Origin of the sequence: Collinsella sp. TF12-2AT (assembly GCF_003436735.1) — a bacterium.
In the GTDB taxonomy this organism is placed as follows: domain Bacteria; phylum Actinomycetota; class Coriobacteriia; order Coriobacteriales; family Coriobacteriaceae; genus Collinsella.
The window spans coordinates 36,018-61,867 of record NZ_QSQK01000010.1 but is presented as its reverse complement, the minus strand read 5'-3'; the positions used below and the strand labels follow the sequence as shown (position 1 = coordinate 61,867).

26 protein-coding genes and 1 riboswitch are annotated in these 25,850 nt (G+C 59.7%); of the genes, 9 read left to right on the top strand and 17 right to left on the bottom strand.

Annotation, left to right across the window (positions count from 1 at the left end):
• Window positions 1-8: 8 nt before the first annotated feature.
• Window positions 9-476 (top strand): ribose 5-phosphate isomerase B, encoded by a 468-nt coding sequence (gene rpiB / locus DXD24_RS07590; RefSeq protein WP_117564619.1) that lies wholly within the window; start codon window positions 9-11, stop codon window positions 474-476.
• Window positions 477-652: 176 nt separating this feature from the next.
• On the opposite strand, the gene ndk is transcribed toward rpiB, so the two are convergent.
• From ndk to DXD24_RS07575, 4 genes are all read right to left on the bottom strand, one after another.
• A complete protein-coding gene (gene ndk / locus DXD24_RS07585) occupies window positions 653-1,057 on the bottom strand; it encodes a nucleoside-diphosphate kinase (protein WP_055251725.1) in 405 nt (134 codons plus the stop codon).
• Between the two features lie 377 nt (window positions 1,058-1,434).
• Window positions 1,435-2,865, bottom strand: a complete 1,431-nt coding sequence (gene argH / locus DXD24_RS07580) for an argininosuccinate lyase (protein WP_117564620.1) — start codon at window positions 2,863-2,865, stop codon at window positions 1,435-1,437.
• A 118-nt stretch (window positions 2,866-2,983) separates the two neighbouring features.
• On the bottom strand, window positions 2,984-3,154 hold the full coding sequence (locus DXD24_RS10115; RefSeq protein WP_158548956.1) for a hypothetical protein: 171 nt from the start codon (window positions 3,152-3,154) through the stop codon (window positions 2,984-2,986).
• Window positions 3,155-3,386: 232 nt separating this feature from the next.
• On the bottom strand, window positions 3,387-4,613 hold the full coding sequence (locus tag DXD24_RS07575; RefSeq protein ID WP_117564621.1) for an argininosuccinate synthase: 1,227 nt from the start codon (window positions 4,611-4,613) through the stop codon (window positions 3,387-3,389).
• 553 nt (window positions 4,614-5,166) lie between these two features.
• Here DXD24_RS07575 and DXD24_RS07570 point away from each other — a divergent pair.
• On the top strand, window positions 5,167-5,994 hold the full coding sequence (locus DXD24_RS07570; protein WP_117564623.1) for a Cof-type HAD-IIB family hydrolase: 828 nt from the start codon (window positions 5,167-5,169) through the stop codon (window positions 5,992-5,994).
• Window positions 5,995-6,269: 275 nt separating this feature from the next.
• Here DXD24_RS07570 and polA read toward each other — a convergent pair whose 3' ends face one another.
• Complete coding sequence (polA, locus tag DXD24_RS07565; RefSeq protein WP_117646487.1) at window positions 6,270-9,020, bottom strand: DNA polymerase I; 2,751 nt, start codon at window positions 9,018-9,020, stop codon at window positions 6,270-6,272.
• A 166-nt stretch (window positions 9,021-9,186) separates the two neighbouring features.
• Here polA and DXD24_RS07560 point away from each other — a divergent pair, with 166 nt between their 5' ends.
• Together DXD24_RS07560 and DXD24_RS07555 are read left to right on the top strand one after the other, a co-directional pair.
• Window positions 9,187-10,584, top strand: coding sequence for an aminopeptidase (locus DXD24_RS07560; protein WP_117564626.1), 1,398 nt, complete (start codon window positions 9,187-9,189; stop codon window positions 10,582-10,584).
• Between the two features lie 103 nt (window positions 10,585-10,687).
• The gene (locus DXD24_RS07555) at window positions 10,688-11,497 is read left to right on the top strand and encodes a YaaA family protein (RefSeq protein ID WP_117564628.1); all 810 of its coding nucleotides are present in this window, start codon (window positions 10,688-10,690) and stop codon (window positions 11,495-11,497) included.
• 40 nt (window positions 11,498-11,537) lie between these two features.
• Here the strand turns inward: DXD24_RS07555 and DXD24_RS07550 are convergent, their stop codons facing one another.
• Window positions 11,538-12,053 carry a hypothetical protein gene (locus DXD24_RS07550; RefSeq protein ID WP_055251712.1) on the bottom strand — a complete coding sequence of 172 codons (516 nt, stop codon included), beginning with the start codon at window positions 12,051-12,053 and terminating at the stop codon, window positions 11,538-11,540.
• 62 nt (window positions 12,054-12,115) lie between these two features.
• Window positions 12,116-12,232, top strand: a riboswitch (TPP riboswitch).
• Here DXD24_RS07550 and thiC point away from each other — a divergent pair.
• Both thiC and thiD read left to right on the top strand, forming a co-directional pair.
• Complete coding sequence (gene thiC / locus DXD24_RS07545) at window positions 12,224-13,558, top strand: phosphomethylpyrimidine synthase ThiC (protein WP_117564630.1); 1,335 nt, start codon at window positions 12,224-12,226, stop codon at window positions 13,556-13,558. (Overlaps the previous riboswitch by 9 nt.)
• Before the next feature lie 178 nt (window positions 13,559-13,736).
• On the top strand, window positions 13,737-14,567 hold the full coding sequence (gene thiD / locus DXD24_RS07540) for a bifunctional hydroxymethylpyrimidine kinase/phosphomethylpyrimidine kinase (RefSeq protein WP_117564632.1): 831 nt from the start codon (window positions 13,737-13,739) through the stop codon (window positions 14,565-14,567).
• 145 nt (window positions 14,568-14,712) lie between these two features.
• On the opposite strand, the gene DXD24_RS07535 is transcribed toward thiD, so the two are convergent.
• From DXD24_RS07535 to DXD24_RS07515, 5 genes are all read right to left on the bottom strand, one after another.
• Complete coding sequence (locus DXD24_RS07535; protein ID WP_117646486.1) at window positions 14,713-15,324, bottom strand: pentapeptide repeat-containing protein; 612 nt, start codon at window positions 15,322-15,324, stop codon at window positions 14,713-14,715.
• A gap of 79 nt (window positions 15,325-15,403) precedes the next feature.
• A complete protein-coding gene (locus DXD24_RS07530) occupies window positions 15,404-16,063 on the bottom strand; it encodes an SGNH/GDSL hydrolase family protein (RefSeq protein ID WP_158550172.1) in 660 nt (219 codons plus the stop codon).
• A gap of 75 nt (window positions 16,064-16,138) precedes the next feature.
• Window positions 16,139-17,272: a TIGR02452 family protein gene (locus tag DXD24_RS07525; protein WP_117646484.1), complete on the bottom strand. Its 1,134-nt coding sequence runs from the start codon at window positions 17,270-17,272 to the stop codon at window positions 16,139-16,141.
• Between the two features lie 140 nt (window positions 17,273-17,412).
• The gene (locus DXD24_RS07520; protein WP_117786661.1) at window positions 17,413-18,108 is read right to left on the bottom strand and encodes a Bax inhibitor-1 family protein; all 696 of its coding nucleotides are present in this window, start codon (window positions 18,106-18,108) and stop codon (window positions 17,413-17,415) included.
• A gap of 79 nt (window positions 18,109-18,187) precedes the next feature.
• Window positions 18,188-18,526 (bottom strand): hypothetical protein, encoded by a 339-nt coding sequence (locus DXD24_RS07515; RefSeq protein ID WP_147326358.1) that lies wholly within the window; start codon window positions 18,524-18,526, stop codon window positions 18,188-18,190.
• Between the two features lie 248 nt (window positions 18,527-18,774).
• Here DXD24_RS07515 and DXD24_RS07510 point away from each other — a divergent pair, with 248 nt between their 5' ends.
• From DXD24_RS07510 to DXD24_RS07500, 3 genes are all read left to right on the top strand, one after another.
• Complete coding sequence (locus DXD24_RS07510) at window positions 18,775-19,824, top strand: inorganic phosphate transporter (RefSeq protein WP_117646481.1); 1,050 nt, start codon at window positions 18,775-18,777, stop codon at window positions 19,822-19,824.
• A gap of 67 nt (window positions 19,825-19,891) precedes the next feature.
• Window positions 19,892-20,515 (top strand): DUF47 domain-containing protein, encoded by a 624-nt coding sequence (locus DXD24_RS07505; protein WP_055251695.1) that lies wholly within the window; start codon window positions 19,892-19,894, stop codon window positions 20,513-20,515.
• A gap of 194 nt (window positions 20,516-20,709) precedes the next feature.
• Window positions 20,710-21,240: a nitroreductase family protein gene (locus DXD24_RS07500; protein ID WP_117646480.1), complete on the top strand. Its 531-nt coding sequence runs from the start codon at window positions 20,710-20,712 to the stop codon at window positions 21,238-21,240.
• 167 nt (window positions 21,241-21,407) lie between these two features.
• Here the strand turns inward: DXD24_RS07500 and DXD24_RS07495 are convergent, their stop codons facing one another.
• The 6 genes from DXD24_RS07495 to pstB form a co-directional block, all read right to left on the bottom strand.
• Entirely contained in the window at window positions 21,408-22,082 is a 675-nt protein-coding gene (locus DXD24_RS07495; RefSeq protein WP_006234242.1) for a DivIVA domain-containing protein, read from the bottom strand.
• 61 nt (window positions 22,083-22,143) lie between these two features.
• Window positions 22,144-22,389, bottom strand: coding sequence for a YggT family protein (locus DXD24_RS07490; protein WP_227790178.1), 246 nt, complete (start codon window positions 22,387-22,389; stop codon window positions 22,144-22,146).
• A gap of 57 nt (window positions 22,390-22,446) precedes the next feature.
• Window positions 22,447-23,169, bottom strand: a complete 723-nt coding sequence (locus DXD24_RS07485) for a cell division protein SepF (RefSeq protein WP_055251691.1) — start codon at window positions 23,167-23,169, stop codon at window positions 22,447-22,449.
• Window positions 23,170-23,229: 60 nt separating this feature from the next.
• Complete coding sequence (locus tag DXD24_RS07480; RefSeq protein ID WP_055251689.1) at window positions 23,230-23,967, bottom strand: YggS family pyridoxal phosphate-dependent enzyme; 738 nt, start codon at window positions 23,965-23,967, stop codon at window positions 23,230-23,232.
• A 119-nt stretch (window positions 23,968-24,086) separates the two neighbouring features.
• Window positions 24,087-24,944, bottom strand: coding sequence for a PhoU domain-containing protein (locus tag DXD24_RS07475; protein ID WP_055251687.1), 858 nt, complete (start codon window positions 24,942-24,944; stop codon window positions 24,087-24,089).
• 92 nt (window positions 24,945-25,036) lie between these two features.
• Window positions 25,037-25,840 (bottom strand): phosphate ABC transporter ATP-binding protein PstB, encoded by an 804-nt coding sequence (pstB, locus tag DXD24_RS07470; protein ID WP_089571588.1) that lies wholly within the window; start codon window positions 25,838-25,840, stop codon window positions 25,037-25,039.
• Window positions 25,841-25,850: the final 10 nt, after the last annotated feature.

Below are 25,850 nucleotides of genomic sequence, written 5' to 3'. Positions count from 1 at the left end.
AACCACTCATGAAGATTGGTATCGGTAACGACCACGCCGCCGTCGAGCTCAAGAACATCATTTCCGAGCACCTGAAGGAGCGCGGCTGTGAGGTCGTGAACTTTGGAACCGACACCTCCGAGAGCTTTGATTACCCCATCGCCGGCTACAAGGTGGGTAAGGCCGTTGCCAACGGCGACGTCGACCTGGGCATCCTGATCTGCGGCACCGGCGTCGGCATCAGCCTGGCTGCCAACAAGGTGGAGGGCGTTCGCGCCGTCGTGTGCTCCGAGCCCTTCAGCGCCAAGCTCTCGCGCATGCACAACAATACCAACGTGCTCGCCTTTGGCGCCCGCGTCGTGGGCTCCGAGCTCGCCAAGATGATTGTCGACGAGTGGCTCGACGCCGAGTTTGAGGGCGGTCGTCACGAGCGTCGCGTCAATCTCCTCAACGAGATCGACCAGACGCGCGGCCTTAAGATCGTCGACGAAGCCTAAAGATTCACAAAGCCATACGCTAACGCCAGCCCCCGCCCGGAAGAAACATCCGGACGGGGGCTCTTTAGTAGATTTGTGGGCGTTTACCAAAATCTACTGGAATAAAAAGGGCGCCGCGGATGGAGTTCCGCGGCGCCCAAACCACACGCTAACAGCTTTAAGGAGTCAAAGCTGGTTTAGCCAAAAAAGCGCTTGATCTCGATCTCGGCGTTCTCCAGGCAGTCGGAGCCATGGATCACGTTGGCGTTGACATCGACGGCAAAGTCGCCGCGAATGGTGCCGGGAGCGGCATCAAGCGGGTTGGTGGCGCCCATAAGGGTGCGCATCTTGGAGACAGCGGAGAGACCGGAAACGACCATCTTGACGACCGGACCGCTCGTCATAAAGTCACACAGACCGCCAAAGAAGGGCTTATCGGCCAGATGAGCATAGTGCTCCTCGACGGTGGCGCGCTCAAGCGTGGTCATCTCCATGCGCTCGATAACAAGGCCGCTGCGCTCGATACGAGCAACGATCTCGCCGATCTTGCGATCGCGCACGGCGTCGGGCTTAATCATGATGAAGGTCTTCTCGATAGCCATAAGGTAGCCTTTCAAGTAGGTTCGCGCGTGCCCAAGTCCCATTCCGGCACCCGCCTGGACTGCATCGTAACAGAGTTCTAGCTGCAGTTAAACAAAAAGCCGTTTATTGAAGCGTTATTATTTATTGAAGCGCTCCATATGTGTCACTTCTGTTCCGAAGCCCGACTAGAGTACCATCCGCCCCACTTCCAACTGCACCGAACAGAACAGACGGTCGATTGCCGCCCGTGAACGCACCCCCTTCACAACCTGCGCAAATGTCCTACAAAAGTTCTCGACAAGCTCCTTCCTTCTCTATAACAAAACGGGCGCCTACCGTAGCGGGCACCCGTAAAGGCAAGATATGATGAACGCACCAGACAGACGCATCCAATAAGCTAATTAGCTCCGTGGCCCATCTCGACGACCTTAGTCAACGAGCCAAACACACCCTCATCGGCCGCAAGCTGCGCTTCGGCGCGCCCCAACTGCACGGCAACGGCGGCAGGGGCGGTACCGCCCTCGGTCGTGCGCGCAGCGACAATCGACGGGATGTCGAGCGCCTCGGTAATATCGCGCTCAAAGAGCGGGCTTGCCTCCTGGAACACCTCAAACGGCAGATCCTCAAGATTGCAGCCGCGCTTCTCACACATCAGGACCAAATGCCCCACCACGGCGTGCGCCTCGCGGAACGGCAGACCACGCTTAGCCAGGTAGTCGGCAACGTCGGTGGCGGCAAGGTGACCCACGCCGCACTCGCGTGCCATGGCGCCCTCGTTGACGGTCCAAGTCGAAATCATACCGGCCATAACCGACAGGCACTGCATGAGCGTGTGGGCGGTATCGAGCGCGCCCTCCTTGTCCTCCTGCAGGTCCTTGTTATAGGCCAACGGCAGACCCTTCATGGTCACGAGCAGCTGGACCAGGTTGCCGTACACGCGACCGCTCTTGCCGCGAATAAGCTCGGCAAAGTCGGGGTTTTTCTTCTGAGGCATGATGGACGAGCCGGTGGAGTACGAGTCGGAAAGCGTGATAAAGCCAAATTCGGAGCTCGACCACAGCACGATCTCCTCGGAAAGACGCGACAGGTGCATGGCCATGACGGAGCCGGCATAATGCAGGTCGAGCAGGAAATCACGGTCGGAAACAGCATCGAGTGAGTTAGGAATCACGCCCGCAAAGCCAAGTTCGGCAGCCGTCATCTGGCGATCGAGCGGATAGCTCGTACCGGCAAGCGCGGCAGCACCCAGCGGGCAGTTGTCGGCGGCATCAAAGGCGGCCTTCAGACGTGTAAAGTCGCGCGCGAACATCCAGGAATACGCCAGCAGATGATGTGACAGCAGCACGGGCTGAGCATGCTGCATGTGCGTGTAACCCGGCAGAATCACCTTGTCGTACTTCTTGGCCGCATCCACCAGCACGTGGCGCAACTGCAGGTTGGCCTCCATGAGCTCCTTGGCCAACGCCTTGACGCCCAGGCGCGTATCGGTCGCCACCTGGTCGTTGCGCGAACGTCCGGTATGCAAGCGCTTGCCGGCCTCGCCGATGCGACGCGTCAGCTCGCTCTCGATGGACATATGGATGTCCTCGTCGTTGATATCGAAGGTGAAGTTACCGGCGTCGATATCCTGTTCGATTCCGGTCAGGCCCTCGGCAATCGCCTGCTCATCCTCGGCACTGATGATGCCCTGGGCCGCCAGCATCTTGGCATGCGCCTTAGAACCGGCGATATCCTGCTTATAGAGATGTTTGTCGACCGGCAGCGACGCGCCAAACTCCTGCGTGACCTCGGCCACTCCCGCCTCAAAACGACCGCCCCAAAGAGCCATGGAACTGTCCCCTTTCTCCAAATACCAAAACAAGCGCCCAAAGCAATGCGCCATGTCGCTAAAGCGATTTTTCAACCGCCAGTTTTACACAATCCCCACCGTGCGCGGGACCATGTTGCTAATTTGCAAAGAAGTGACGCACCAGGCACTTGGCGCCCAACGTCTCCCTCCGGATGTTGCCTTGCGAACCATCGATCCAGGCCTTCAGGCTCACAGGAACGTCCTCGACCTTTGCAGCATCGAACTCGGGCGCGAGGGCAAGTAAGGCATGCGCGATAGCGTTGAACATAATGGATACTCCTCATATATATAGGCACAGAGCTGCCAAATTGATAGAAGGAGCCCCGCCGGACAACCCCGGCGGGGCTCGGACTCAGCCGCAGGCGCGGCGTCATATATGCGGGCGGAACGTAGGGGCCACCGATGTTAAGAAGTGTCAGCAAGCATAACGAAAGGTAGGGACCCCGTGCGCCCGTTTTGTATCACGCGGATGGGCCGCGCGGATACCAAGGAAAGGGCCCTTAAGCCTGGGCGGCAGCGGAGCTGGGACCCTGGACCTTTGCCCACGTCTTGAGCGACAGCGTATCGATCTCGATAAAGCCGGCGCTGGCCTTCTCGTCAAACGTGGTGTCGCGGTCGTATGTAGCCAGACCGTAGTCGTAGAGGCTGAAGGGGCTCTTGCGGCCGACGACATGACAGTTGCCCTTAAAGAACTTCAGACGGACGGTACCGGTCACGAACTTCTGGGTGTCGGCCATAAAGGCGTCGAGCGCGTTCTTGAGCGGGCTGTACCACTGGCCGTTGTACACGGCAGTGGCCCAATCCTGCTCGAGCTTAATCTTGGTCTTGAGCAGGTCGCCCTCGACGCAGATATCCTCGAGTGCCTTGTGGGCGGTGATGAGCGTCAGGGCGCCGGGAACCTCATAGCACTCGCGGCTCTTAAGGCCCACCAGACGGTCTTCGACCAGGTCGAGACGGCCAAAGCCGTTGTCGCCCGAGATCTTGTTGAGTGCGATGATGATCTCGGAGAGCTTCATCTTCTTGCCGTCGACGGCGACGGGCTTGCCGGCCTCAAACTCAATCTCGGTATACGTCGGGGTGTCGGGCGTGTCCTCGGGATTCTTGGTCATAACCCAGGCGTCGTCGAGCGGCTCGTTCCAGGGATCCTCCAGGTGGCCGCACTCAATGGCACGACCCCACAGGTTGTCGTCGATGGAATAGGGGTTGTCGTTGGCACCCTCGGGAACCGGCACGTTGTGGGCGTGAGCATAGGCGACCTCGTCGGGACGGCACTTAAGATCCCACTCGCGAACCGGGGCGATAACCTTAAGCTCGGGGTCGAGGGCCTTGACGGCAGCCTCAAAACGAACCTGGTCGTTACCCTTGCCGGTGCAGCCGTGAGCGACGTAGGTCGCGCCAAACTCGTGAGCGACCTCGACAAGCTTCTTGGCGAGCAACGGGCGGGACAGGGCGGAGAGCAGCGGATACTTGTTCTCGTACATAGAGTTTGCGGCGATAGCCTTAGTCAGGAACTCATCGGAGAACTCGTCGCGCAGATCGAGCACCTGGCAATCCAGAACGCCCAGGTCGAGGGCCTTCTGCTTCTTGGCGTCCAGACCGGTCTCCTCCTGGCCCACGTTGCCGCAGACACAAACAACATCGAGATTCTTCTCGTCCTGGAGCCACTTAACACATACGGATGTATCAAGACCACCGGAATATGCGAGAACGACTTTTTCCTTGCTCATGGCTGTTTCCTTTCGCCCTTGGTAGCTAGTTAGAACATCGGTCAGTTGCAAGTCATTTCGAGGTCAAAAACCGTGCAATATCAGGTTAAATAGCAAAAAGCAGCACAACATGCCCTAGAAACATGCAGCAATGTCGTGCTAAAACCCAACGACCTCAAAATGACTCTGTTGAGGCAATTCGCCCCATACGGACAGAGACGATTGTTATCGTCGTCGGGAAATTGCGCGCTGGCGTCGGATGGCATTGTCTGCAGTAGTGATGATCTTTACGAACTGCATCTGCCTCTCCTTTCACCTATCGCCGGGCGCAATTCTAATATCGCAAACGGTACCTTTTCCTCGGTAAGCGGCGCTTTTGCCGTCTCCGTTTTCGATGGTCGCTATATTACGCTAAAGTGCCTGCTGTACAAGCGACAAATTCAAATTTCTGAAAAGTTTTTTCATTAGTTTGTGAATTGCAGTGCAAGTACGCACCATTCCTGCGAAAATACGCTCGATTACATAGCAGAGGGTCATTACGCCCGAAACAATCTGGAAACGGAAAGGCGCATTTATGCAGACTTATGAATCAGACGCCAACATCGGCAACATTAAACTCATCGCCGTAGACATGGACAAGACGCTGCTCACCGACGAGCGCGTGTTGCCGCAGGGTCTTGATGAGCGTCTGGACAAGCTCGCCGACGCCGGCATCGTATTCTGCCCCGCCAGCGGACGTCCCGCTCCCAAGCTCGAGGAGATGTTCGAGGGCATCAAGAACCGCCTTGCTTTTTGTCCCGACAACGGAGCCTGCGTCATCTATCGCGGCAGCTATATCTATAAGAGCAACATCGATGTGGCGCTGTATCAGCAGGTGCTCGCTCGTGCCTCGGAGGACCCGCGCGCCGTTCCCGTCCTGTGCTGCTACGACGAGTTCTATGTGCTCGCCCGCGACCATCAATACCACGACGAGATCAGCGTCTACTACAACACGATCAACTACGTCGACACCTTTGAGGGCATCGATATCGAGTCCAATAAGATCTCGATCTTCTTCCCCGCCTATGATGCCGAGCCTGCATTCCGCGAGACCTATGGCCCCGAGTTCTCGGACAAGCTCTACGTCACCAACGCCGGGCGCGAGTGGATCGACTTTATGAACCTGGGCGTCGACAAGGGCGCCGGCGTCGCGCACCTGTGCGAACACCTGGGCATTGATATCGCCGATGCCGCCGCCGTGGGCGATACCTACAACGATATCCCCATGCTGGAGCGCGTCGGCCACAGCTTTATCGTTAACAATGCCGAGGAGCACATGAACGCGCACGCCAAGTGGCGCATTCCGAGCAACAACGACGGGGGCGTACTGACGCTCATCGACGCCATCCTGGCGGCTCGTTAACGTTGCTCGTCGGACCTGGCCGGGCGGCACGGGTTAACTTTTCGCTCGGTCAGGTCCTGCACAAGACGAAAGCCACATTAAGTGGCTTTCTTTGCGTGCGGAATCTACGGAAAGTTAACCCGTGCCGCCCGGCCAGGCCCTAGGTTTACCTACCTGCCGCCAAGATGTCGTCTTGAGTGTCTAGATACTTGGCTGAATTAAATTGGATGAAGGGAGCTCCTTGCTGATGAGGGGCTCCCTTCTTGTTTGGTTACTTTGGGGTTGTGGGGGCGTCTTTACTTGGCGTCGGCCCAGGTTACTCCGGTTGAGGCTTCGGCGATCAACGGTACGCGGAGGTCTACTACGTGTTCCATGACGTCGCGGACCATGGTGGTTAGGCGCTCGACTTCGTTGACGGGGCACTCAAAGTCCAGTTCGTCGTGTACCTGCAGAATCATGTGGGCGGCAAAGCCCTCTTCTTCCAGACGGCGGCTCACGCGGGCCATCGCGATCTTGATGATGTCGGCCGCAGTGCCCTGCATGGGGTGGTTCATGGCCGTGCGCTCGCCAAAGCCGCGGAGTTGCGGGTTTTTGGCCTTGAGCTCGGGAATATGGCGTCTGCGGCCATACATGGTCTCGGCATAGCCCGTCTGCTTGGCACGTGCCACCACGTTGTCGAGGAACGTGCGCACGCCCGGGTAGGCCTCGTAGTAGCGATCGATCATGTCGCGCGCCTCGGCCATCGAGATGTGCAGCGACTGCGACAGGCCATAGGCCTGCTGGCCGTACACAATGCCAAAGTTCACGGCCTTGGCGCGGCTGCGCAGGTCGGGCGTCACCTCGGACACCGGCACGCCAAATACGCGCGCGGCCGTCTCGGCATGGAAGTCCTCGCCCTCGTTAAAGGCACGTACCAGATGTTCATCACCCGAAAGATGCGCGAGCAGGCGCAGCTCGATCTGCGAGTAGTCCACCGCCAAAAAGACGCTTCCCTCGCCTGCCGAAAACGCCGTCTTGACAGTACGGCCCAACTCCGAGCGCGTCGGGATGTTCTGAAGGTTCGGGTCACTCGAGGACAGACGACCCGTCGCCGTGATGGCCTGGTTGTACGTGGTGTGCACGCGACCGTCACCACGACGCAACGGGCCCAGCGTGTCCAGATAGGTCGACTTAATCTTGGACTTCTCGCGCCAGTCCAAAATCAGACGCACGATTTCGTGGTCACGGGCAAGGTCGCTCAGCACCTTGGCGTTGGTCGAATAATAGCCGCGCTTGGTCTTTTTGAGGCCCTTGGTCGGAAGCCCCATAACATCAAACAGCACGTGCGAGAGCTGCATGGGACTGCCGATGTTAAAGGTCTCGTCGCCGGCCAGATCGCGAATGCTCCGCTCGACCTCGGCAATCTGGGTCGCCAGGCCCTCGGACAGACTATGCAGGCGGTCGGGGTCAACGAGCATGCCCGCGCGCTCCATCTTGGCAAGCACCGGCACGAGCGGCATCTCGATGCCATCGAACACGTTGGCGGCGTTCTCGCGGGCCATGCACTCGCGCAACGGCGCCACGAGCGCCAACGTCAGGGCCGCAGTACGGGCGGCAGACGCCGGAGCGTCCTCACCAGCACCCTCTGCGCCGCGCGCCGCAGGCAGCGCCATCTGCAGATACGTATCGGCAAGATATGCCTCATCGAACTCGGAGCGATCGGAATCCAGCAGATAGGCAGCGACCACGGTATCGAAGATACGCGTGGAATCGACAGCGAGCGGATCCATGAGCTCGGGCTCAGAGGAATCGATGGGCGAAAGCTCATGCAGGAGTGCCTTCATATCCGGGCTCGCCACGCGGCCCTCCATAAACAGACGTGCGAGCACGCCGGCAATCACGCCGTGGACGAGGTTGAAGCCCTCAACCTCAGCCGCCGCACCGCCGTCGCCCTCCTCGAGCGAGAACAGGCCCTTGGACGTCGCCAACCACAGCGTGCGCGTCAGTCCAAAGAGCGCGCCCTCTTCCTTGTCGTCGTCCACCACGGCGGCGACCCACTCGCCGGCATCAATCGCGCGGGAGACCTCATCTGCAACGGCACCAAGCGCGTCAGTATCGCCGGCGGCTGCGCGCAAAACGGCGGGCATCTCAAACGTGCTGGCAGTGGCAGCAGCGCCACCCTCGCCGCCGATCAGCGCCAAGAAACGGTTCTGCATGGCGGTGATACCAAGCGTACCCAGCGCCGCAGACACCTCGTCGGCAGAAAACGCCGGGAAGGACGTCGCATCAAAGTCGAGCTCGACAGGCGCATCGGTACGAATGGTTGCGACCTTGCGGCTCAGCAGCGCGTCGTCGATATGCGCGCGCAGGTTCTCGCCCATCTTGCCCTTGACCTCGTCGGCATGCGCGATAACCTCGTCCAAGCTGCCGTACTGCGCGATGAGCGCGCTCGCCTTTTTGGGGCCGATGCCCGGCACGCCGGGAATGTTGTCGGAAGTATCGCCCTTCAGGCCGTAAAAATCGGGCACGAGCGCCGGTGTAATGCCGTGATAGAGGTCGTCCACGCTCTCGGGCGTCATAATCGCCACGTCGGACAGGCCTTTGCGGGTCGAGACCACGTTGACGTGCTCGGTCACGAGCTGATACATGTCGCGGTCGCCGGTCACCAGCAGCATGTCGCAGCCGGCTTCCTCGCCCAGGCGCGCCATGGTGCCCAGGATATCGTCACCTTCCCAGCCCTCGGACTGCAAAATCGGCACGTTGAGCGCAGCGAGCAGCTCCTTAATCATGGGAAACTGCGCGTGCAGGTCGGGGTCCATGGGCGGGCGCTGCGCCTTATACTGCGGCAGCATCTCCATGCGCACGCGCGGCTTGCCCTTATCAAACGCCACGACCACACCGTCGGGGTTAAAGGCGTCGATCATCTTGAGAAACATGTTTAAAAAGCCAAAGATCGCGTTGGTGGGGCGACCGTCCGGCGCGTTCATGGTGGGCAGCACGGCGTGGAAGGCGCGGTGCATGAGCGAGTTGCCGTCGATAACGGCAAAGGTGCGGCGCTTATCAGACATATTGAATACCTCGCTTTGGGCTGGGCACGATTTGCTCCCACCAGTTTACACGCTCCCCGCCTCGCGGCCACCGCACATCAAGCTCCTCCGCCACCGCGCGCCCGCGCGTGATACGATGGCTCACGGTACATTAACCAGCACGATCGATCCGAAAGGAGCCTGCGTCATGGAGCGTCCCTGCGCATGGAAAAAGTACACGCCACAGCAGATCGAGGAGCTCGAGGAGCTTTGCCGCGGCTATAAGCAGTTTTTGAGTGAGAACAAGACCGAGCGCCTGTGTGTCAAGGCCGGCATCAAGATGGCCGAGGAGGCGGGCTACGTCGACCTGGAGACCGTGATCGCCGAAGGCCGCGAGCTCAAGGCAGGCGACAAGGTGTACGCCGCCAACCACGGCAAGGACCTTATGCTCGTCAACCTTGGAACCGCCCCGCTCGAGCAGGGCTTTAACATCCTGGGCGCCCACGTGGACTCGCCTCGCCTGGACCTCAAGCAAAATCCCGCCTTCGAGGCCGGCGACATGGCCTACCTCGACACGCACTACTACGGCGGCGTCAAGAGCTACCACTGGGTGGCCTCCCCGCTCGCGCTTGTGGGCGTCATCTGCAAAAAGGACGGCACCACCGTCGACATCAACATCGGCGACAAGGCTGACGACCCGGTCTTTACCATCTCCGACCTGCTGATCCACCTCTCGAGCGAGCAGATGTCCAAGCCGGCCAAGGACGCCGTCGACGCCGAGATCCTCGACGTGATCGTGGGCGGCCGCCCCGTCAAGTTTGACGAGGACGACAAGGACGCCCCCAAGGAGCCCGTCAAGCAGATGTTCTTGGATATCCTCAAGGAACAGTACGATGTCGAGGAGGAGGACTTCCTCTCCGCCGAGATCGAGGTCGTGCCCGCCGGCCCCGCCCGCGACATGGGTCTCGACCGCTCCATGATTTTGGGCTATGGCCACGACGACCGCGTCTGCGCTTACCCCTCCATGCTCGCCCAGATCAACGTGGCAGACGTCGAGCGTACGAGTATCACGCTCATCGTCGACAAGGAGGAGATCGGCTCCGTGGGCGCCACCGGCATGACGAGCCGTTTCTTCGAGAACACCGTCGCCGAGATCATGACGCTCGCCGGCGAGAGCAGCCCGCTGGCCCTGCGCCGCGCACTCGCCCGCAGCCGCATGCTCTCCTCTGACGTGTCCGCCGGCTTTGACCCGGGCTACGCCGGCAAGTTCGAGACCAAGAACGCCGCCTTTATGGGTCGCGGCCTGTGCTTTAACAAATACACGGGCAGCCGTGGCAAGGGCGGCTCCAACGACGCCGACGCCGAGTACGTCGCTCTCATCCGCGACATCATGGACGAGGCAGGCGTGGACTTCCAGACCTGCGAGCTCGGCCGCGTCAACGCGGGTGGCGGCGGCACCATCGCCTACATCATGGCCGAGTATGGCATGAACGTCATCGACTCCGGCGTTGCCGTCCTGTCCATGCACGCCCTGTGGGAGGTCGCCAACAAGGCCGATATCTACGAGGCCTATCGCGGCTACAAGGCCTTCATCGAGCGCGCCTAACCAACCCTTCATCAGTTGCGGTGAAATACGGACTAAACTGGCCCATAAACGGCCAAAACAGACCGTATTCCACCGCAACTTCCTTTTTGGCAGAGGAGAGTCCATGCTGCAGGTCATCATTTCGCCCGCCAAGCAGATGCGTGCGGCCCAAGATGCTTTTGAAGTCCTGGGCATTCCACCTTTTGCGCACGAGACGGCTCGCCTCCACCGCGCACTGCTAGATATCGAGCGGAATGAAGGCAGCGGAGGTCTGCAGGCGCTCTGGAACGTGAGTGACAAACTGCTGGGGCCTTGCCTCAACACCCTGCATGAGTTTGGGCCCATCCTGAAAAACGGCGATCTCGACAATCCCGCACTCGCCCGTCACCTCTCCCCTGCCGTCATGTCCTATCACGGCATTCAATACCAGAGCATGGCACCCGAGGTGATGGATTCCGCGCAGCTCGCATGGCTGCAAGACCATCTGTGGATCCTATCGGGCCTTTACGGATGCGTACGCCCCTTTCATGCCGTTGAACCGTATCGGCTGGAGATGGGCGCGAAGCTTGCCGTCGACGATGCCCGAGACCTCTATGCGTTTTGGGGCGACAAGCTCGCACGGGCCATCGCTCCGGCAGGCTCCAACGCTACGATCGTCAACCTCGCCAGCGCGGAATACGCCAAAGCCGTTCTGCCCCGCCTCACCACCGATGCCACGGTCGTCACATGCCTCTTTGGCGAAGGCATCCGCAACGGCAAGCCCATCCAGCGCTCGACCGCCAGCAAAAAGGCACGCGGCTCCATGGTGCGCTGGATGGCAGAAAACAAGCTCGAGGATGTAAGCGGGCTCACCGCGTTCGACGTTGGTTATCGCCACTTTCCCGAGCTTTCAAATAAAAACACTTTGGTCTTCCTGAACGAACAGGCCTTGTAGGATCACCGCTACTTTTGAATGTGCCGCCTAGGCACGGCGTCTATTCCGCCAAGCCGTCGGCTTTGGCAATTTCATTTGTCGAGCCGTCCTGATAGGTAATCTTGACATGCTCAACCTCGGACACCGCAACACCCGTCGGAGGCTCCAGGCGCCATTCCGTCAGCGCAATGTCCATGGTCGTGGGAACGTCCCCCTGATCTTTGAGCTCGACCGACAGCGTCTTAAGCGACGCATCGAAGGTCACGCGCTCGATCTCTTCACCAGGAATGGAGCCACCGCTCAGCTGCAGCTGCACAAACTCGTCGCGCGGATACCAATAGTCGCCCGGCGCGGCCACCGTGTTACCACCAGCGACCTTCACCGTCATGATCGGCAGGGCATCGTCGGCCTCAAACTCCCAGGCAGCGCCGCCGCGACCACCATACGTCCAGATACAAAAGGCAATCACCAGCACGGCAAGCACCGCAAAGCCAATCGCGACAAGGCCATGGTGCGCACGGCTTTCCTCGGCCGATACATCCCATTGCGTCTCTCGATATAGATGCTTGTCTTCCATGTTCGCCTCCCCACAGGCACGCTCGTTGGCCCAATCGTACCCATTCAGGCTATACTTGAGCCCATGACATAACGGGGAGCTTGCAGGACAAGACGACAGGCTGAGATTGGGCGCGCCCGCCCTGACCCGCAAACCTGATATGGGTAATGCCAACGAAGGGAGCCGTGCCAATGAGCACACAGACCGAGCCCAAGCTCGTCACGCAAATCGACTTCGCCCGCGCCGGGCAGATCACACCGCAGATGAAGGAGGTCGCCGAGCGCGAGCATCGCGACCCCGAGTACATCCGCGAGCGCGTGGCCGACGGCCGCATCGCCATTCCCGCCAACATCGTGCATATCAAAAAGGGCATGCGCGCCTTTGGTGTCGGCGAGGGCCTGGCCACCAAGGTCAACGTCAACCTGGGCATCTCGGGCGACAAGGCCGATGCCGCCGAGGAGTGGAAGAAGGTCAAGATCGCCGAGGACTTTGGCGCCGACGCCATCATGGACCTCTCCAACTCGGGCAAGACGCGCCAGTTCCGCCAGCAGCTCATCGACGAGACGCCGCTCATGGTGGGCACGGTGCCCATGTACGACGCCATCGGCTACATGGAAAAGCCGCTGGTCAAGCTTACCAAGGACGACCTGCTCGAGGTCGTGCGCGCACACGCCGAGGACGGCGTGGACTTTATGACCATCCACTGCGGCATCAACAAATCGGTCATCAAGACCTTTAAGGAGACCGGCCGCCTGATGAACATCGTCAGCCGCGGCGGCTCGCTGCTGTTTGGCTGGATGGAGGTCACCGGCAACGAGAACCCCTTCTACGAGTTTTACGACGAGGTGCTCGAGATCTGCCACGAGTACGATGTGACGATCTCGCTCGGCGACTCCTGCCGCCCGGGCTGTCTCTACGACTCCAACGACGCCACCGAGACCGCCGAGATGATCGAGCTGGGCAAGCTGTGCAAGCGCGCCTGGGCCGCCGGCGTCCAGGTCATGGTCGAGGGCCCGGGCCACATGGCGCTCGACGAGATCGCCGCCAACATGAAACTGCAGAAGCGTCTGTGCCACAACGCCCCGTTCTATGTGCTCGGGCCGCTGGTGACCGATATCGGCGTGGGTTACGACCACATCACCGCTGCCATCGGCGGCGCCATCTCCGCCAGCTCCGGTGCCGACTTCCTGTGCTACGTGACGCCGGCTGAGCACCTGTGCCTGCCCAACGCCCAGGACGTGCTCGATGGCCTCATGGCCACCAAGATTGCCGCGCACGCCGCCGATATCGCCAAGAAGGTGCCGCACGCCCGCGACATGGACGACAAGATGGGCCAGGCACGCCGCAAGCTCGACTGGGATGCCATGTGGAAGTGTGCTCTCGATCCGGTCACCGGTAAGAAGCGCTACGAGGAATCCCCCGCCGCCACCGAGGGCACCTGCACCATGTGTGGCAAGATGTGCGCCGTCCGTACCGTCAACAAGGTGTTCGAGGGCACGACGATCGATCTTGGCATGGAGGATTAACGCGTCACTGGAGCCACAATCGGCAACAAGGTGCTCGTCAATTGTTGACATGTGAACATTTGCTTACATTTGCGTAAAGATTGCATCACCCGCCCGGGATCGGCATACAGCCGGCCCGGGCATCTTTATAATGCAGGCTTAAAGACCCATTTGATTCCGACCGGACAAGGGAGCGAACATGGATCGCAGTAAGGTACCCGCCGTCCTGTCCATCGCAGGATCCGATTCCAGCGGCGGCGCCGGCATTCAGGCCGACATCAAGACCATCACAGCGCACCGCCTGTATGCCGAGACGGCCATCACCGCCATCACAGCGCAAAACACACTGGGCGTCACCGCCGTGCAGAACATCTCCCCGGATATTGTCGCGGCGCAGATCGATGCCGTTTTTGACGATATCCGCCCCAACGCAGTCAAAATCGGCATGGTTTCCTCTGCCGAGATTATCGAGGTTATCGCCGACCGCTTGAGCGCATGGGATGCGCAAAACATCGTTGTCGACCCCGTCATGGTCGCCACCTCGGGCGCCCGTCTCATTGCCGAGGATGCCACCGAGGCGCTTACTCGTTGCCTGTTCCCACTGGCGACCGTTATCACGCCCAATATTCCCGAGGCCATGGCGCTGCTCGATTACGAGATCGATTCCGAGCGCACGCAGCAAAATGCCGCCATGCTCCTCACCCGCCGCTTTGGTTGCGCATCCCTCGTTAAGGGTGGGCATCTTGTCAACGAGGCCAACGATGTATTGGCCGAACCCGCGCCACTCGATAACGAAGGCAACCATATGGGCGATCCGCTCACCACGTGGTTCCGCCACAAGCGCATCGAGACCGGCAACACGCATGGCACCGGCTGCACGCTTTCATCCGCCATCGCCTGCGCATTGGCCCAGGGCATGGATCTTGCCGATGCCGTCAACGCCGGCAAGGCCTACTTAACGGGCGCTCTGGCCGCCGGCTTTGACATGGGCAAAGGCTCCGGCCCCGTCAACCACATGTGGCAGTACTAAATAGCCAGTAACCTGCCAAAAAAAGACAGGCTACCTTGCACCAAAAACCGTCGCAACATTCGATGAAAATCGTGCAAACGCGAAAAATCATCGGATGTTGCGACGGTTTGATTTTAGATAGCGGTCGAGCAAAGGACCGGGGCGCCTATTCGTCGGCGAGCTGGATGCCGAGCAGGCCCGAGAGTGCCAACGCCTGCTCGGCATTAACCGTCAGGCCACGCAGCTCATGGTAGTCGCCCGAGACGACAGGGGCCGCGAACGTACAACACGATACATCCACGCCGGAAAGCGGCGTCTTGAACACATCGATTCGCGTCAGGTCGCAGCCGTCCAAGCGCAATTGCCCCAGCTTTGCCCCCTGGAGTGCGGCCTCGGTCAAACGCGTGTCACGCGCAGCCATGGGGCCAATGTTTCCCTCCGAAAGGTTCGCATAGCTCAAATCGCACAATGTAAACGACACACTCGACAGACGCGCCCTGAGCAAGTTGAGTCCCGGTGCCGAGCAATCGACGAAGTCGCAGCGATTGAGCCAACAGCCTTCCATGTTGCAGCGGATAAAGCGGCAACCGCGAAACACCACGTCACGAAACGTCGAGCCGCTCCAGTCAACACCATCGAACTCGCAAGACCGGAACACGACGCCATCGAAGGTCGCGCCGTTCGCAACGTCATAGGCAAGATCCAAATCTTCGAAAGCGGTATTGGAGACGAGCTCATCGCCCTCGGCAAAGAGGTCGATGAGCTCGTCCATGCCCATATGGCAGCCAATCCGTTCGTTTACCCGGGCAAAACCACCACAAAGGTGCCTGTCCCCTTTGCGGTGGCTTGGGGTCGCGCTACTCACTGAGCATCTCTTGGAGCTTGGCTGCCACGGCATGTCCCAAGCTCTCGTGGCTTTCGGGCATCATATGCAGATAGTCGATATCGCCCGGCTCGGCAAACTCGGCGGCATTCAAAAAGTCGCAGCCAAACTGCTCGGCCACGTGCGCATAGTACTCGCCAAAATGTTCAGATGCCTCAACGGAATGCTCGTCAAAGTCGGTCATATACACATCGGCGATTTGCGGCTTAATCTTGATAGGAGCCATCAGCAGGATGCGCGGGCAAGGCGCAGCGTCGGTCCACGGAAACGCGCGGACGGCGCGAATCAGCGCCATGGCGCCACGGGCGATATCGGAAGCTGTCACGTTAAAGACCGTCTTGCAGTCGTTGGTGCCCAGCATGATCACAATGGCGTCCAGCGGCTTATGGGCCTCGAGCAGCATCGGAAGCGCGCGAATACCGTTGAGGTTGGTGTCCAGATGGCACATATCGTCGCGCACCGTCGTGCGGCCGTTGAGCCCCTCCTCAATCACATGCCAGCCCTCGCCCAGATCACGCTGCGCCACGCCACACCAGCGCACATCCCGCGCATAGCGCACTGCGGTGCCGTCGCGCATACCCGCCGGATCATAGCCATAGGTGTTGCTGTCACCAAAGCACAGAACGTTTTTCATCGTAAGCTCCCCACTCAATAAAAAGCCGACGGGAGCAGCCCCCGTCGGCTCGGTATATCGCATCACGCGCACCGTTTACAGGTACTTGCGCCAGTCGTCGTCATCCTCGTCATCCTCGGCAGCGGCCTGAGCCTGCTCGGCGGCACGGGCGGCTGCGGTACGGGCGGCAACCTGAGCATAGGACTCCTCGTTGCGCTCGGGGAAGTTTGCCAGCACGTGCTCGAACTTGGCGAAGTCCTCGTCCCAGCGCGTAGAGGGCACGGCAAAGAAGACCTGCTTGACCTTGAAGTCGCCCGACGCGAGCTCCTTGCGGAAGAGCTCGGCCACGGCCTCGGCATCAAAGCCGTTGTTGTCGCAGCCCCAAGCACCCAGCACGAGCTTCTCGCGACCAAGCTCATCGCAGATGGCGAGCACAAAGCGAATGCGGTCGCGCAGGGCATCCAGCAGAGCATCGTCGCTCACGCGATACTCCTGGCGGGCGCTCCTAACGTTGGGCGCGGCGGCCACGATCACGTCGGCGTATGCATGCACGTGGTTGCGGTCGAAGCGCACCGCAGGCACCACCAGGGCGCGGTTACGATAGAGCTCGCAGTTGATGTTGCGGCGACGGTTCTCGCCGTACCACTTACGCTGCTTATCGAGAACGTTGTACAGATACGAATCGGCGCACAGCGTGGCCTCCTGGCCCAGATAACCCTGAATATATCCACCGCCCGGATTGGTAAACGAGGCAAAGGCGAGCACGGCCATGTCGCAGAACTGCGCATAGCCGCGACCGTTATCGAGGATTGCCTGCGTGGCGGAGGCATCAAGCACAGTGACCTCGGGCAGGACCGGAGCGGGCTCCTCAGCAGGCGCGGACTCAGCTTCGGCGATTTCCTCGGCAGGCTCCTCGACGGGCTCGGGCGCCGCCTCGGTCTCGGGCGCCGCCTCGACCTCGGCAGTCTCCGCGTTCTCGACGTCCTCGGCGACCTGCTCTTCGGCGGCCACAGCACTCTGAACCTTGGCCTTCATCGCCGCGACAAAGCCGGTAGGCATACCGTCAAACTCGCGAACACCGGCAAGCGAACGCTCGATATCCTTGGCGCACGCTTCGGACACAGTTGCCACGTGACGCTCGGCGGCCTTGGCACGGGCCTCGCGCTTGGGATTGGGCTGACCCGCTCGGTTGGACCTGCGGTTACGGTTCCTGTTGTCGACGTCTGCCATACGTGGCCACCTTTCCTGTCGCTGCCGCTATCGGCTTTTCCCATCCATGATACCCCGCCGCGTACAAAAAAGACGGCCCCGAAGGACCGCCTTTCACATCGTTTTACCGCGTCCGACAAGAAACGCTGCAATCCCCCGCGCTAGTCGCGACGACCGAGGATGTTCAGGATGCGCAGGAACACGTTGATAATGTCCACGAACAGGTTGGACGCCATGAGCACCGCATTGGGCAGCGTGGGCGGCACCGTCGTGGCAACATAGGTGTCGTAGCCAATAAAGCCGGCGAACACCACGATCACGATCAGGTCGGTGATGGTCTGCGAGACGCCCATGAACATCAGCACGATTTCAACCAGGATAGTGGCGAGCAGAATGCCAAAACCGATGCCATATACGCGCTGGAAAAACTTGGGGAACGTCACGCCCAAGGCGCCAAAGACAAAGGTGATGGCGGCCGTGGCGATAAAGGCGGTGTTGATGGTGGGCAGGTCGTAGTTGGCAAGGCCAAACGACGCGGTCAGGCCGAAGGTACTCGCAAAGATTACGTAGCCCACAAGGGACAGACCCACGGACTGCTTGCCCGCAGCAGCCGACATCATGACCATGCCGACGATGGTTAAAATAAACGAGCCAAAGACCAGTGGCAGGGCGGCGCCGCTCATCATCATGCGCGCAAACGACATGGTGCTCGTAAAGTAGGCGCCGGCACCCATGGCGCAAAAGCCCAAGAAGATCAGGGCAGATATGGCGAGATTGTACGCGCGCGGCGACATCTCCTTGGCGCGACTTGCGCCGGTCTCGACGGGGCCGTTCTGATAGCCCTGAATATCGTTCATGCTTCGTCCTTTCAAAAAGCGCCACGACAGCGCAGCAGGTGACAAGATTCCTGCCATTGTACCCGAACGCCGTGCGTCCTTACCTACGGCGCTCGCCCTCAAGCGTACGATCAAACGCCCAAACCCACCAACGCATCACGTGTGCCTGCGAGCCGTCCGCCCGCTCGCGCGTCTGGTCCTCCAGATACAACTCGGTCGCGTGCCCGCCAAAACGCACCTTATAGGTTGCCGTACGAATGCCGTGAACCGTCAGGCCAAACCCAGTGGTCGAGACAATCTCGTCAATCGTAAAGCAACGACCGTCGACCCAGCAGACGGTGACCGGCACGACCTGTCCGCCCGCGAGGATGCGAGCCACGACGTCCACATACTGCTTGTGCACGCGCCGAGTTTTGCCATCTGTCTGTCGATATTCCATGCCTCCTATTATCGAACGCATGTTTGCATGTTGTAAAGCGAACAGGTTGTGGTTTTGGGGTGTTGGGGCGCGCACGTGTCCTCATGGTGTGTTAGCAAAAAGAACACCCACGGTCAACAGGGCTAATATTCATTTTTAGCGCCAAAAAATTCACTGCTCCCATCAGAACTCGGTAAAGAAACCCGCAGGAGGTGATACGATTTATCATGTTTCTGTAACGTGCCTGCAAACTTCGAGAAAGCCCATATATGGACGTAACGTTCTCAACCTTCCTCGGCCAACTTGTGTCGAACCCAGTCCTTGCCGTCACCGTGATCCTCGCGCTCGGCGCCATCTTCGTCAATGGATGGACCGACGCACCCAACGCCATCGCGACCTGCGTCACTACGCGTTGCATGCCCGCCCGCGCCGCTATTCTCATGAGTGCCGCATTCAACTTCCTTGGCGTGCTCATCATGACGCACTTTAACGCGAGCGTCGCCAACACCATCTCCCATATTGTCGACTTTGGCGGAAACAGCACCATGGCGCTCGCCTGTCTGTGCGCGGCGCTGTTCTCCATCGTCGTCTACGGCGCCACAGCGTCGCGTTTTGGCATCCCCACCTCGCAAAGCCACAGCCTTATCGCCGGCCTGACCGGTGCCGCCATCGCCCTCGGCGGTGCGAGCAGCGTCAACGTCCACGAGTGGATGAAGGTCATCTACGGCCTGGCGCTCTCCATCGGTCTGGGCTTTGTCATGGGCTGGGTCCTGTGCAAGCTCGTCTCGATTCTTTTCGCCGCCGCCAACAGGCGACGTGCCAATGTCTTCTTTAAATACGCTCAGATCGCGAGCGCTGCGGCCATGAGCTTTATGCACGGCGCGCAGGATGGACAGAAGTTCATCGGCGTGCTCTTTTTAGGCGTGGCCTTTGCCAGCGGCCAGACGAGCGTCGGCGATGCCGGCATCCCCATCTGGATTATGCTGCTATGCTCGGCCACCATGGGCATCGGCACCAGCGTGGGCGGCGAGCGCATCATCAAGTCCGTTGGCCAGAGCATGGTCAAGCTCGAAAAGTACCAGGGCTTCTCCGCCGACCTGGCGGGCGCCGCGAACCTGCTGCTTGCCACCCTTACCGGCATCCCCGTGTCCTCCACGCACATCAAGACCTGCGCCATCATGGGCGTCGGTGCCGTCAAACGCCTCTCGGCCATCAACTTCGGCGTCGTCAAGGACATGATGTTCGCCTGGTTCTTCACCTTCCCCGCCTGCGGACTCATCAGCTTTGTCATGGCCAAGCTGTTCATGATGTTCATCTAGTCAAACCGAACGTCCATCCGAACCGTAACACCTCGCCCACCCGTCTTCGCCTCGAAAGGACCCACTCATGGCAAAGAAACCCGATTCGTTCTACTTTGACAACTACGTCGCCTGCGCCGACCTCGCCGTCCAGGCCGCCGAGCTGCTTACCAAGATTTTCGAGAACTTCGATCCTGCAAAGATTCACGATATGCTCGACAAGATGCACGCGATCGAGCATGCGGCCGACAAGAAGCACCACGAGCTCGAAGACGCCTTGCTCACCGCCTTTATCACCCCGCTTGAGCGCGAGGACCTGGACCTGATGAGCTGCTCGCTCGACACCGTGCTCGACCGTATCGAGGGCGTCGTGCAGCGCGTCTACTTCACCAACATCCAGAGCATCCATCCCGATGCCATCGTGATCGCCCACAAGGTGACCGACGCCTGCCGCGCCATGAAAGACCTGATGGTCGAGCTGCCTAACTACCGCAAGTCCAAAACGCTGCGCGAGCTCGTCATCCAGATCAACACCATCGAGTCCGAGGCCGACGAGCTCTATATCAACGCCATGCGTAACCTGCACGTTAACGGCAAGGACCCGCTCGAGGTCATCGCTTGGCGTGACGTGTACGCCTTCCTGGAGTACTGCGCCGACTGCTGCGAGAATGTGGCCGATGTCGTGGATTCGATTGTCATGAAGAACAGTTAATTGGGGGTACATGTCCCACCGGTCGCCATTGGGAACTTTGGCTGATAGATTTAGCGCGACGGGGGTTTGGCTGAAGGGACCTTTGGTATCCGTTCGGACACTTTGGCCCTTGATGAGCGTTTGGCTGATTGCTGCTTTGGGTACTCTTTGGGTTACTTTTGGTTTGTTTGATTTTTAATTTTAGGAGGGCTTGTATGTCTTATTTGGATCTGGCTCGTGGTCGGTATTCTTGTCGTTCTTTTGAGGACCGTTCTGTTGAGCAGGCTGTGGTGGATGCCATTGTTGAGGCTGGGCGTATTGCTCCTTCTGCTTGTAATAATCATCCAGCCCGTGTGATGGTGCTGGATACGCCTGAGCTGTTGGAGAAGGCTGCTGCTTGTCAGCCTCGGTTTGCTCGTGATGGGTCTATCTTTGGAGCTCCGCTTGTCTTCCTTATTTGCAGCGTTACCGATGATGCTTGGGTGCGCCCGTATGACCAGATGAATTCCAGTGAAATCGATACGTCCATCGTGTGCGACCAGATGATGATGGAGGCCACCGAGCAGGGCCTGGGAACGTGCTGGGTATGCCATTTTAAGCCTGAGGTGGCACAGGAGCAGTTCAATCTGCCCAAGGGCGTCTATCCCTATCACATGCTCGTCTGTGGCTATCCCGCCGACCACATCGCAGACCCCGAGCATCGCGAGGCCCGCACCATTCCCCTCTCCGACTTCCTCCTCAAGTAGATTTTTGGGACATGCCTTAAAACCTACCCTTGACCGCTCACCCGTTCGCCGAGTTCTGCGCCACTATGTGCAGGGCTCGGTTTTTTATGTTACGCACCCCGGCACAGTCATAAAAAAGGACCCGCAAGCTGCGGGTCCTTTCTAGGCACTAAATTGTAGGCCGAATGTTAGTCCAGGTCGTCGGCGGCAAAGTTGTCGATCGGGGCGAAGGGATCGGCCACGGGGACAACCGGGTCAGCGACGGGCAGCGGCTCAGCGGGAACAGTCACCGCAGGAGAAGCGGCAGAACCGACCGGCGTGGAGGCCATGAGGTCGGCCGGGAAGGAGTTCTGGGCATCGTCCATGAAGTGCTGGATGAGCTTGAGGTACTCGGCCTTGAACTCCTCGCGGGAAGCCTTGAGACGATCGATTTCCTCGAGCTCGGCCTGCTTCTCGGTCAGAGCCTGGCGGATAACCTCGCGGGCCTTAGCGTCAGCCTCGTTGCGGATACGCTCAGCGTTCTCGTTGGCATCGTTGACGATGGTCTCAGCGGTCTGCTGGGCAGCGATCAGGGCAGCGGAAATCTGGCGCTCCTGAGCGGAGAAGTCAGGGGCAGGAGCAGCCACGGGGGCGGCAGGAACGGCTTGGGCGGTGGCATCCTGAGCCTGGGCAAGCTGAGCCTGCGCATCGGCAAGCTGCTGCTCGGTAGCAGTCAGGCGACCCTTAAGGTCGACGATCTTAGCGAGCATAGCGTCAACCTCGGAGGACAGCGTCTCCAAGAAGACGTCGACCTCGGCGGGATCGTAGCCACGCTTGGCCTCAGAGAAAGTCTGAGCCTGGATGTCTGCAGGGGTAATAGCCATAACAAGTCTCCTTTTTCATCGCCTCGGCGCTACACGCCCGACGTAAGTTACTAAGTCAGTTCTATACGAGTATACCTATAAGAAGCTGCAGAACCAGCCTCTGCACCAACTGCAACGCAATAATCGCAACGACCGGCGAAAAATCGATACCGCCCATCGGCGGGATGAAACGACGGAACAGGTTGAGCCACGGACCGCACACGCTATCGAGCACCGCAGCAATATCCTGAAGCAAACCACCCTGCTTCATGGGAATCCACGTCATAAAGCAGTAGACGACAATGAGCGTGGAATAGAAGTTGAACAGCGTGTTGACCAGCTGGACGATAGTGTAGATGTTGATGGGAATCTCCTCGTCTTGTCTTTACTTAAGGTAGCCGTCGGCACGAAGCTTCTTGAGATCGGAATCTTTGACCTCGCAGCCGGCGGGCAGCACCATGAACACGCGGTCGCCCACCTCCTTGACCGTGGCACCCAGACCGCAGGCAAAGCCGTAAGAGAAGTCCAAGACGCGCTTGGCAACTTCGGTGCGTACGCCCACAAAAATCAGCGCAACGGGCTGCTTGGTGCGCACGCGGCGGACAACGGTCTCGACGTCGTCGTAGCTCTCGGGGCGCAGAACATAGGCCGGCAGCTGCGGCGTGGCGTTGATGATATTGCTCGCATAGGCCGAGGCATCGCTCGGTGCAGGCGCGGGCGCAGCGGCGGCACGGGCGCGGGTGTTCTCGGCGTAGCTCGACGGCGTGTCATAGGCACCAGGACGATAACCGCTCGCAACGCTGTCCTGCGAGCGCGAAGGCGGGTTATACGTCGTGGCATGACGGGAGTCATCGCCGACAAGCTGACCGGAGCGCGTATACACGGCAACCGACTCAGCTTCACCGCGGCGCGTCTGGCCAAGCAGGCCGTTGCTCGGCTCGTCTTGGGTGTAGAAGCCCTCGCCCGAAGCACCGCTGTAGCCGTTGCCCTGATAACTATCGTCATAGCCGTCATCGTAGCCGTAGTCGTCGTCCTGGCCATAACCCTGGTCGTAACCCTGCTGGCCGCCCAGGTGCATCTTATTTTTAATCTCGTCAAGGAAGCCCATGGTTGTGTCCTCTCGCGGTTTAGTGCAGGCACCCCGATAATCAGTGCGCACTTCAGAGCCTTATTTTACTGCAAACTCCGGGCTAAATACTACCCTGCCCAGGCGAACGAGCGTAGAGCCCTCCTCAAGGGCAGGCTCAAAGTCCTCGCTCATGCCGCAGGAAAGCTCAGGCAGGTTCAAATCGGGATGCGCCGCCTCCAGCTCATCCCTCAGCTCACGAAGCCCCGCAAAGGTGCGGCGTGCCACATCCTTATTCCCCCGGGGCGCCATAGTCATAAGCCCCTGTACGCAAATTCCCTCAAGTTCCGCAAGCTCACCCGCGGCGGCGCGAATCTCATCGGGCGAAAAGCCTCCCTTCGACTCCTCACCACTCACATTGACCTCGATGAGCACACACTGGGGGCCGGCGAGCTCGCCTGCCTCAATCTTGCGGACAGCACGGCTCGAGATCGCCTGCGCCAGATGCAGCGAACCCACCGAGTGAATCAGCTCGGCTGAGCCCAGCACCGCATTGATCTTATTGGTCTGCAGGTTGCCGATCATATCGAAGCGCACCTCGGGCAGCTCCGGATGCTCCGCCAGACCCGTGAGCTTGCGAACCAGCTCCTGCGGGCGGTTCTCGGCAAAATTGCGATACCCCGTCTGGATGGCGGCAACGGTCTCATCGACACCAACGGTCTTGGACACGGCAATGAGGCGCGCGGCGTCGTGGGGGCGGCCCGCGCGATCGAGCGCCGCATAAAAACGTTCCAGAATCTGCTCGCGGCGAGCGCGCATCAAGTCCAAATAGTTATCCATTGCTAATCGCCTCCGCTGACAGCCAAACAAGTAGTCCCATGCTAACGCAAGAGCGCGGCCCCGCATGTGCAAGGCCGCGCTCACTTAGGTATTTACAATCTTTCGACGAACGGGGTCACTTACTCCTCGTCGTCCTCGCCATCGTCCTCGTCCTCAAGATGATCGAGCAGGTAGCGAAGACCCTCGCTGACCTCGTTAGCGGGCACCTTGGCAACGTAGCGAGCGTCGACGGCGGGCCTCATGATAACACCCTCGCCCGAAGGCACGCGCATGCTCTCGAGCTCATCCTCGTCCACACGGGCGATATCGCCGGCGTTCATACGCTGACCAGTCAACAGGAAGGTCAGACGGCAAGCGGCATCGATGGAAATCGAAGCGATGCGATCGAGGTAGCGCGAAACCATGATAGCGCGGCGCAGGTCGTCATAGTTGCTGTCGTCGTCCATAAAGTCGCCCGTATCCATACGGTTAAAGGTGCGGAAGAACTTCTCGTAGGCGGCGTGCACCGGCTCGTCCTCGACGGCCAAGTTGCAGATGATGGACATGTCATTGGTGACGAGCGCAGAAAGCGAAGAGCCCAGCACCTGGTAAACAGCTTCGGCCTCGGCCTCAACCGTACCGACGAGCTCCTGGGGCAGCGAGATGTCGGCCTTGACCATGTGACGCGTGGCGCGGCAGATCTGGCGAACCTTATCGGTCATGCGCTGCAGGTTAAAGTCGACGTAGATAATCGTCTGCAGCAAGCGGAAGTCGGAGGCGACCGGCGACTGCGTGGCGATCAGGTTGTAGCACACGGCCTCCAAGTTGGCGCAGCGCGCGTCAATCGAAAGCGTGCGCTTCTTGGTCTTGGTGGCGAGCTTGCGGTCGTCGGTCACATAGGCCTTAACGGCATCGTGGAGGGCCAGATCGACGGCCTCGTAGATGCTCAGCATCTCGTGGCGGGCCTCGATGAGCTGACGGGAAAACAGTTTACGCATGGTTCACTCCAATCAGTTGGGTGCGGTCATGCCGCCCGCACAGTGAATACGCACCGGACCAGGTCCGATCGGCTTGGGACTAGTCGCACCGATCAGCCAAAGCGGCCGGTGATATAGTCTTCCGTCCGCGAGTCCACCGGGCTGGTGAAGATCGCGTCGGTTTGACCATACTCGATGAGCGTGGCAGGTTCACCGGCAACTTCCTGCAAGAAGAATGCGGTGTAGTCGCTGATACGAGCTGCCTGCTGCATTGAATGCGTGACGATGATGATCGTCATCTCGGGCGCCAGCTCGGCCATCAAATCCTCGACCTTAGAGACGGACGTGGGGTCGATGGCGGAGCAGGGCTCGTCCATCAGGAGGACATCGGGTTGCACCGCAAGCACGCGCGCGATGCACAGACGCTGCTGCTGACCGCCCGAGAGCGCCAAACCATCCTTGTTGAGCTGATTGGATACCTCTTTCCAGAGGTTGGCGCGCTTGAGCGATTCTTCCACGATGTCATCGAGGTCGCTTTTGCTAGTCACGCCCTGCAGACGAGGGCCAAAGGCGACATTCTCGTAGATGGATTTGGGAAACGGGTTGGGCTGCTGAAAAATCATGCCCACGCGGCGACGGAGGTCGACCGGGTCGACGCCCTCGGCATAGATATCGTTGCCGTCGAGCGTCATGGTGCCCTCGACGCGCGTACCCTCGATCAGGTCATTCATGCGGTTGATGCAGCGCAAAAACGTCGACTTGCCGCAGCCCGAAGGGCCAATGAAGGAGGTGATGGCGTTTTTGGCGATGTTGAGGTCGAGCCCCGTCAGCGCATGAAAGTCACCGTACCAAAAGTTGAAATCCTTGGCCGTAATGGCCGCTTGCTCCAGCGTGGGAGCGGACTGATAAACGGACATGGGACTCCTT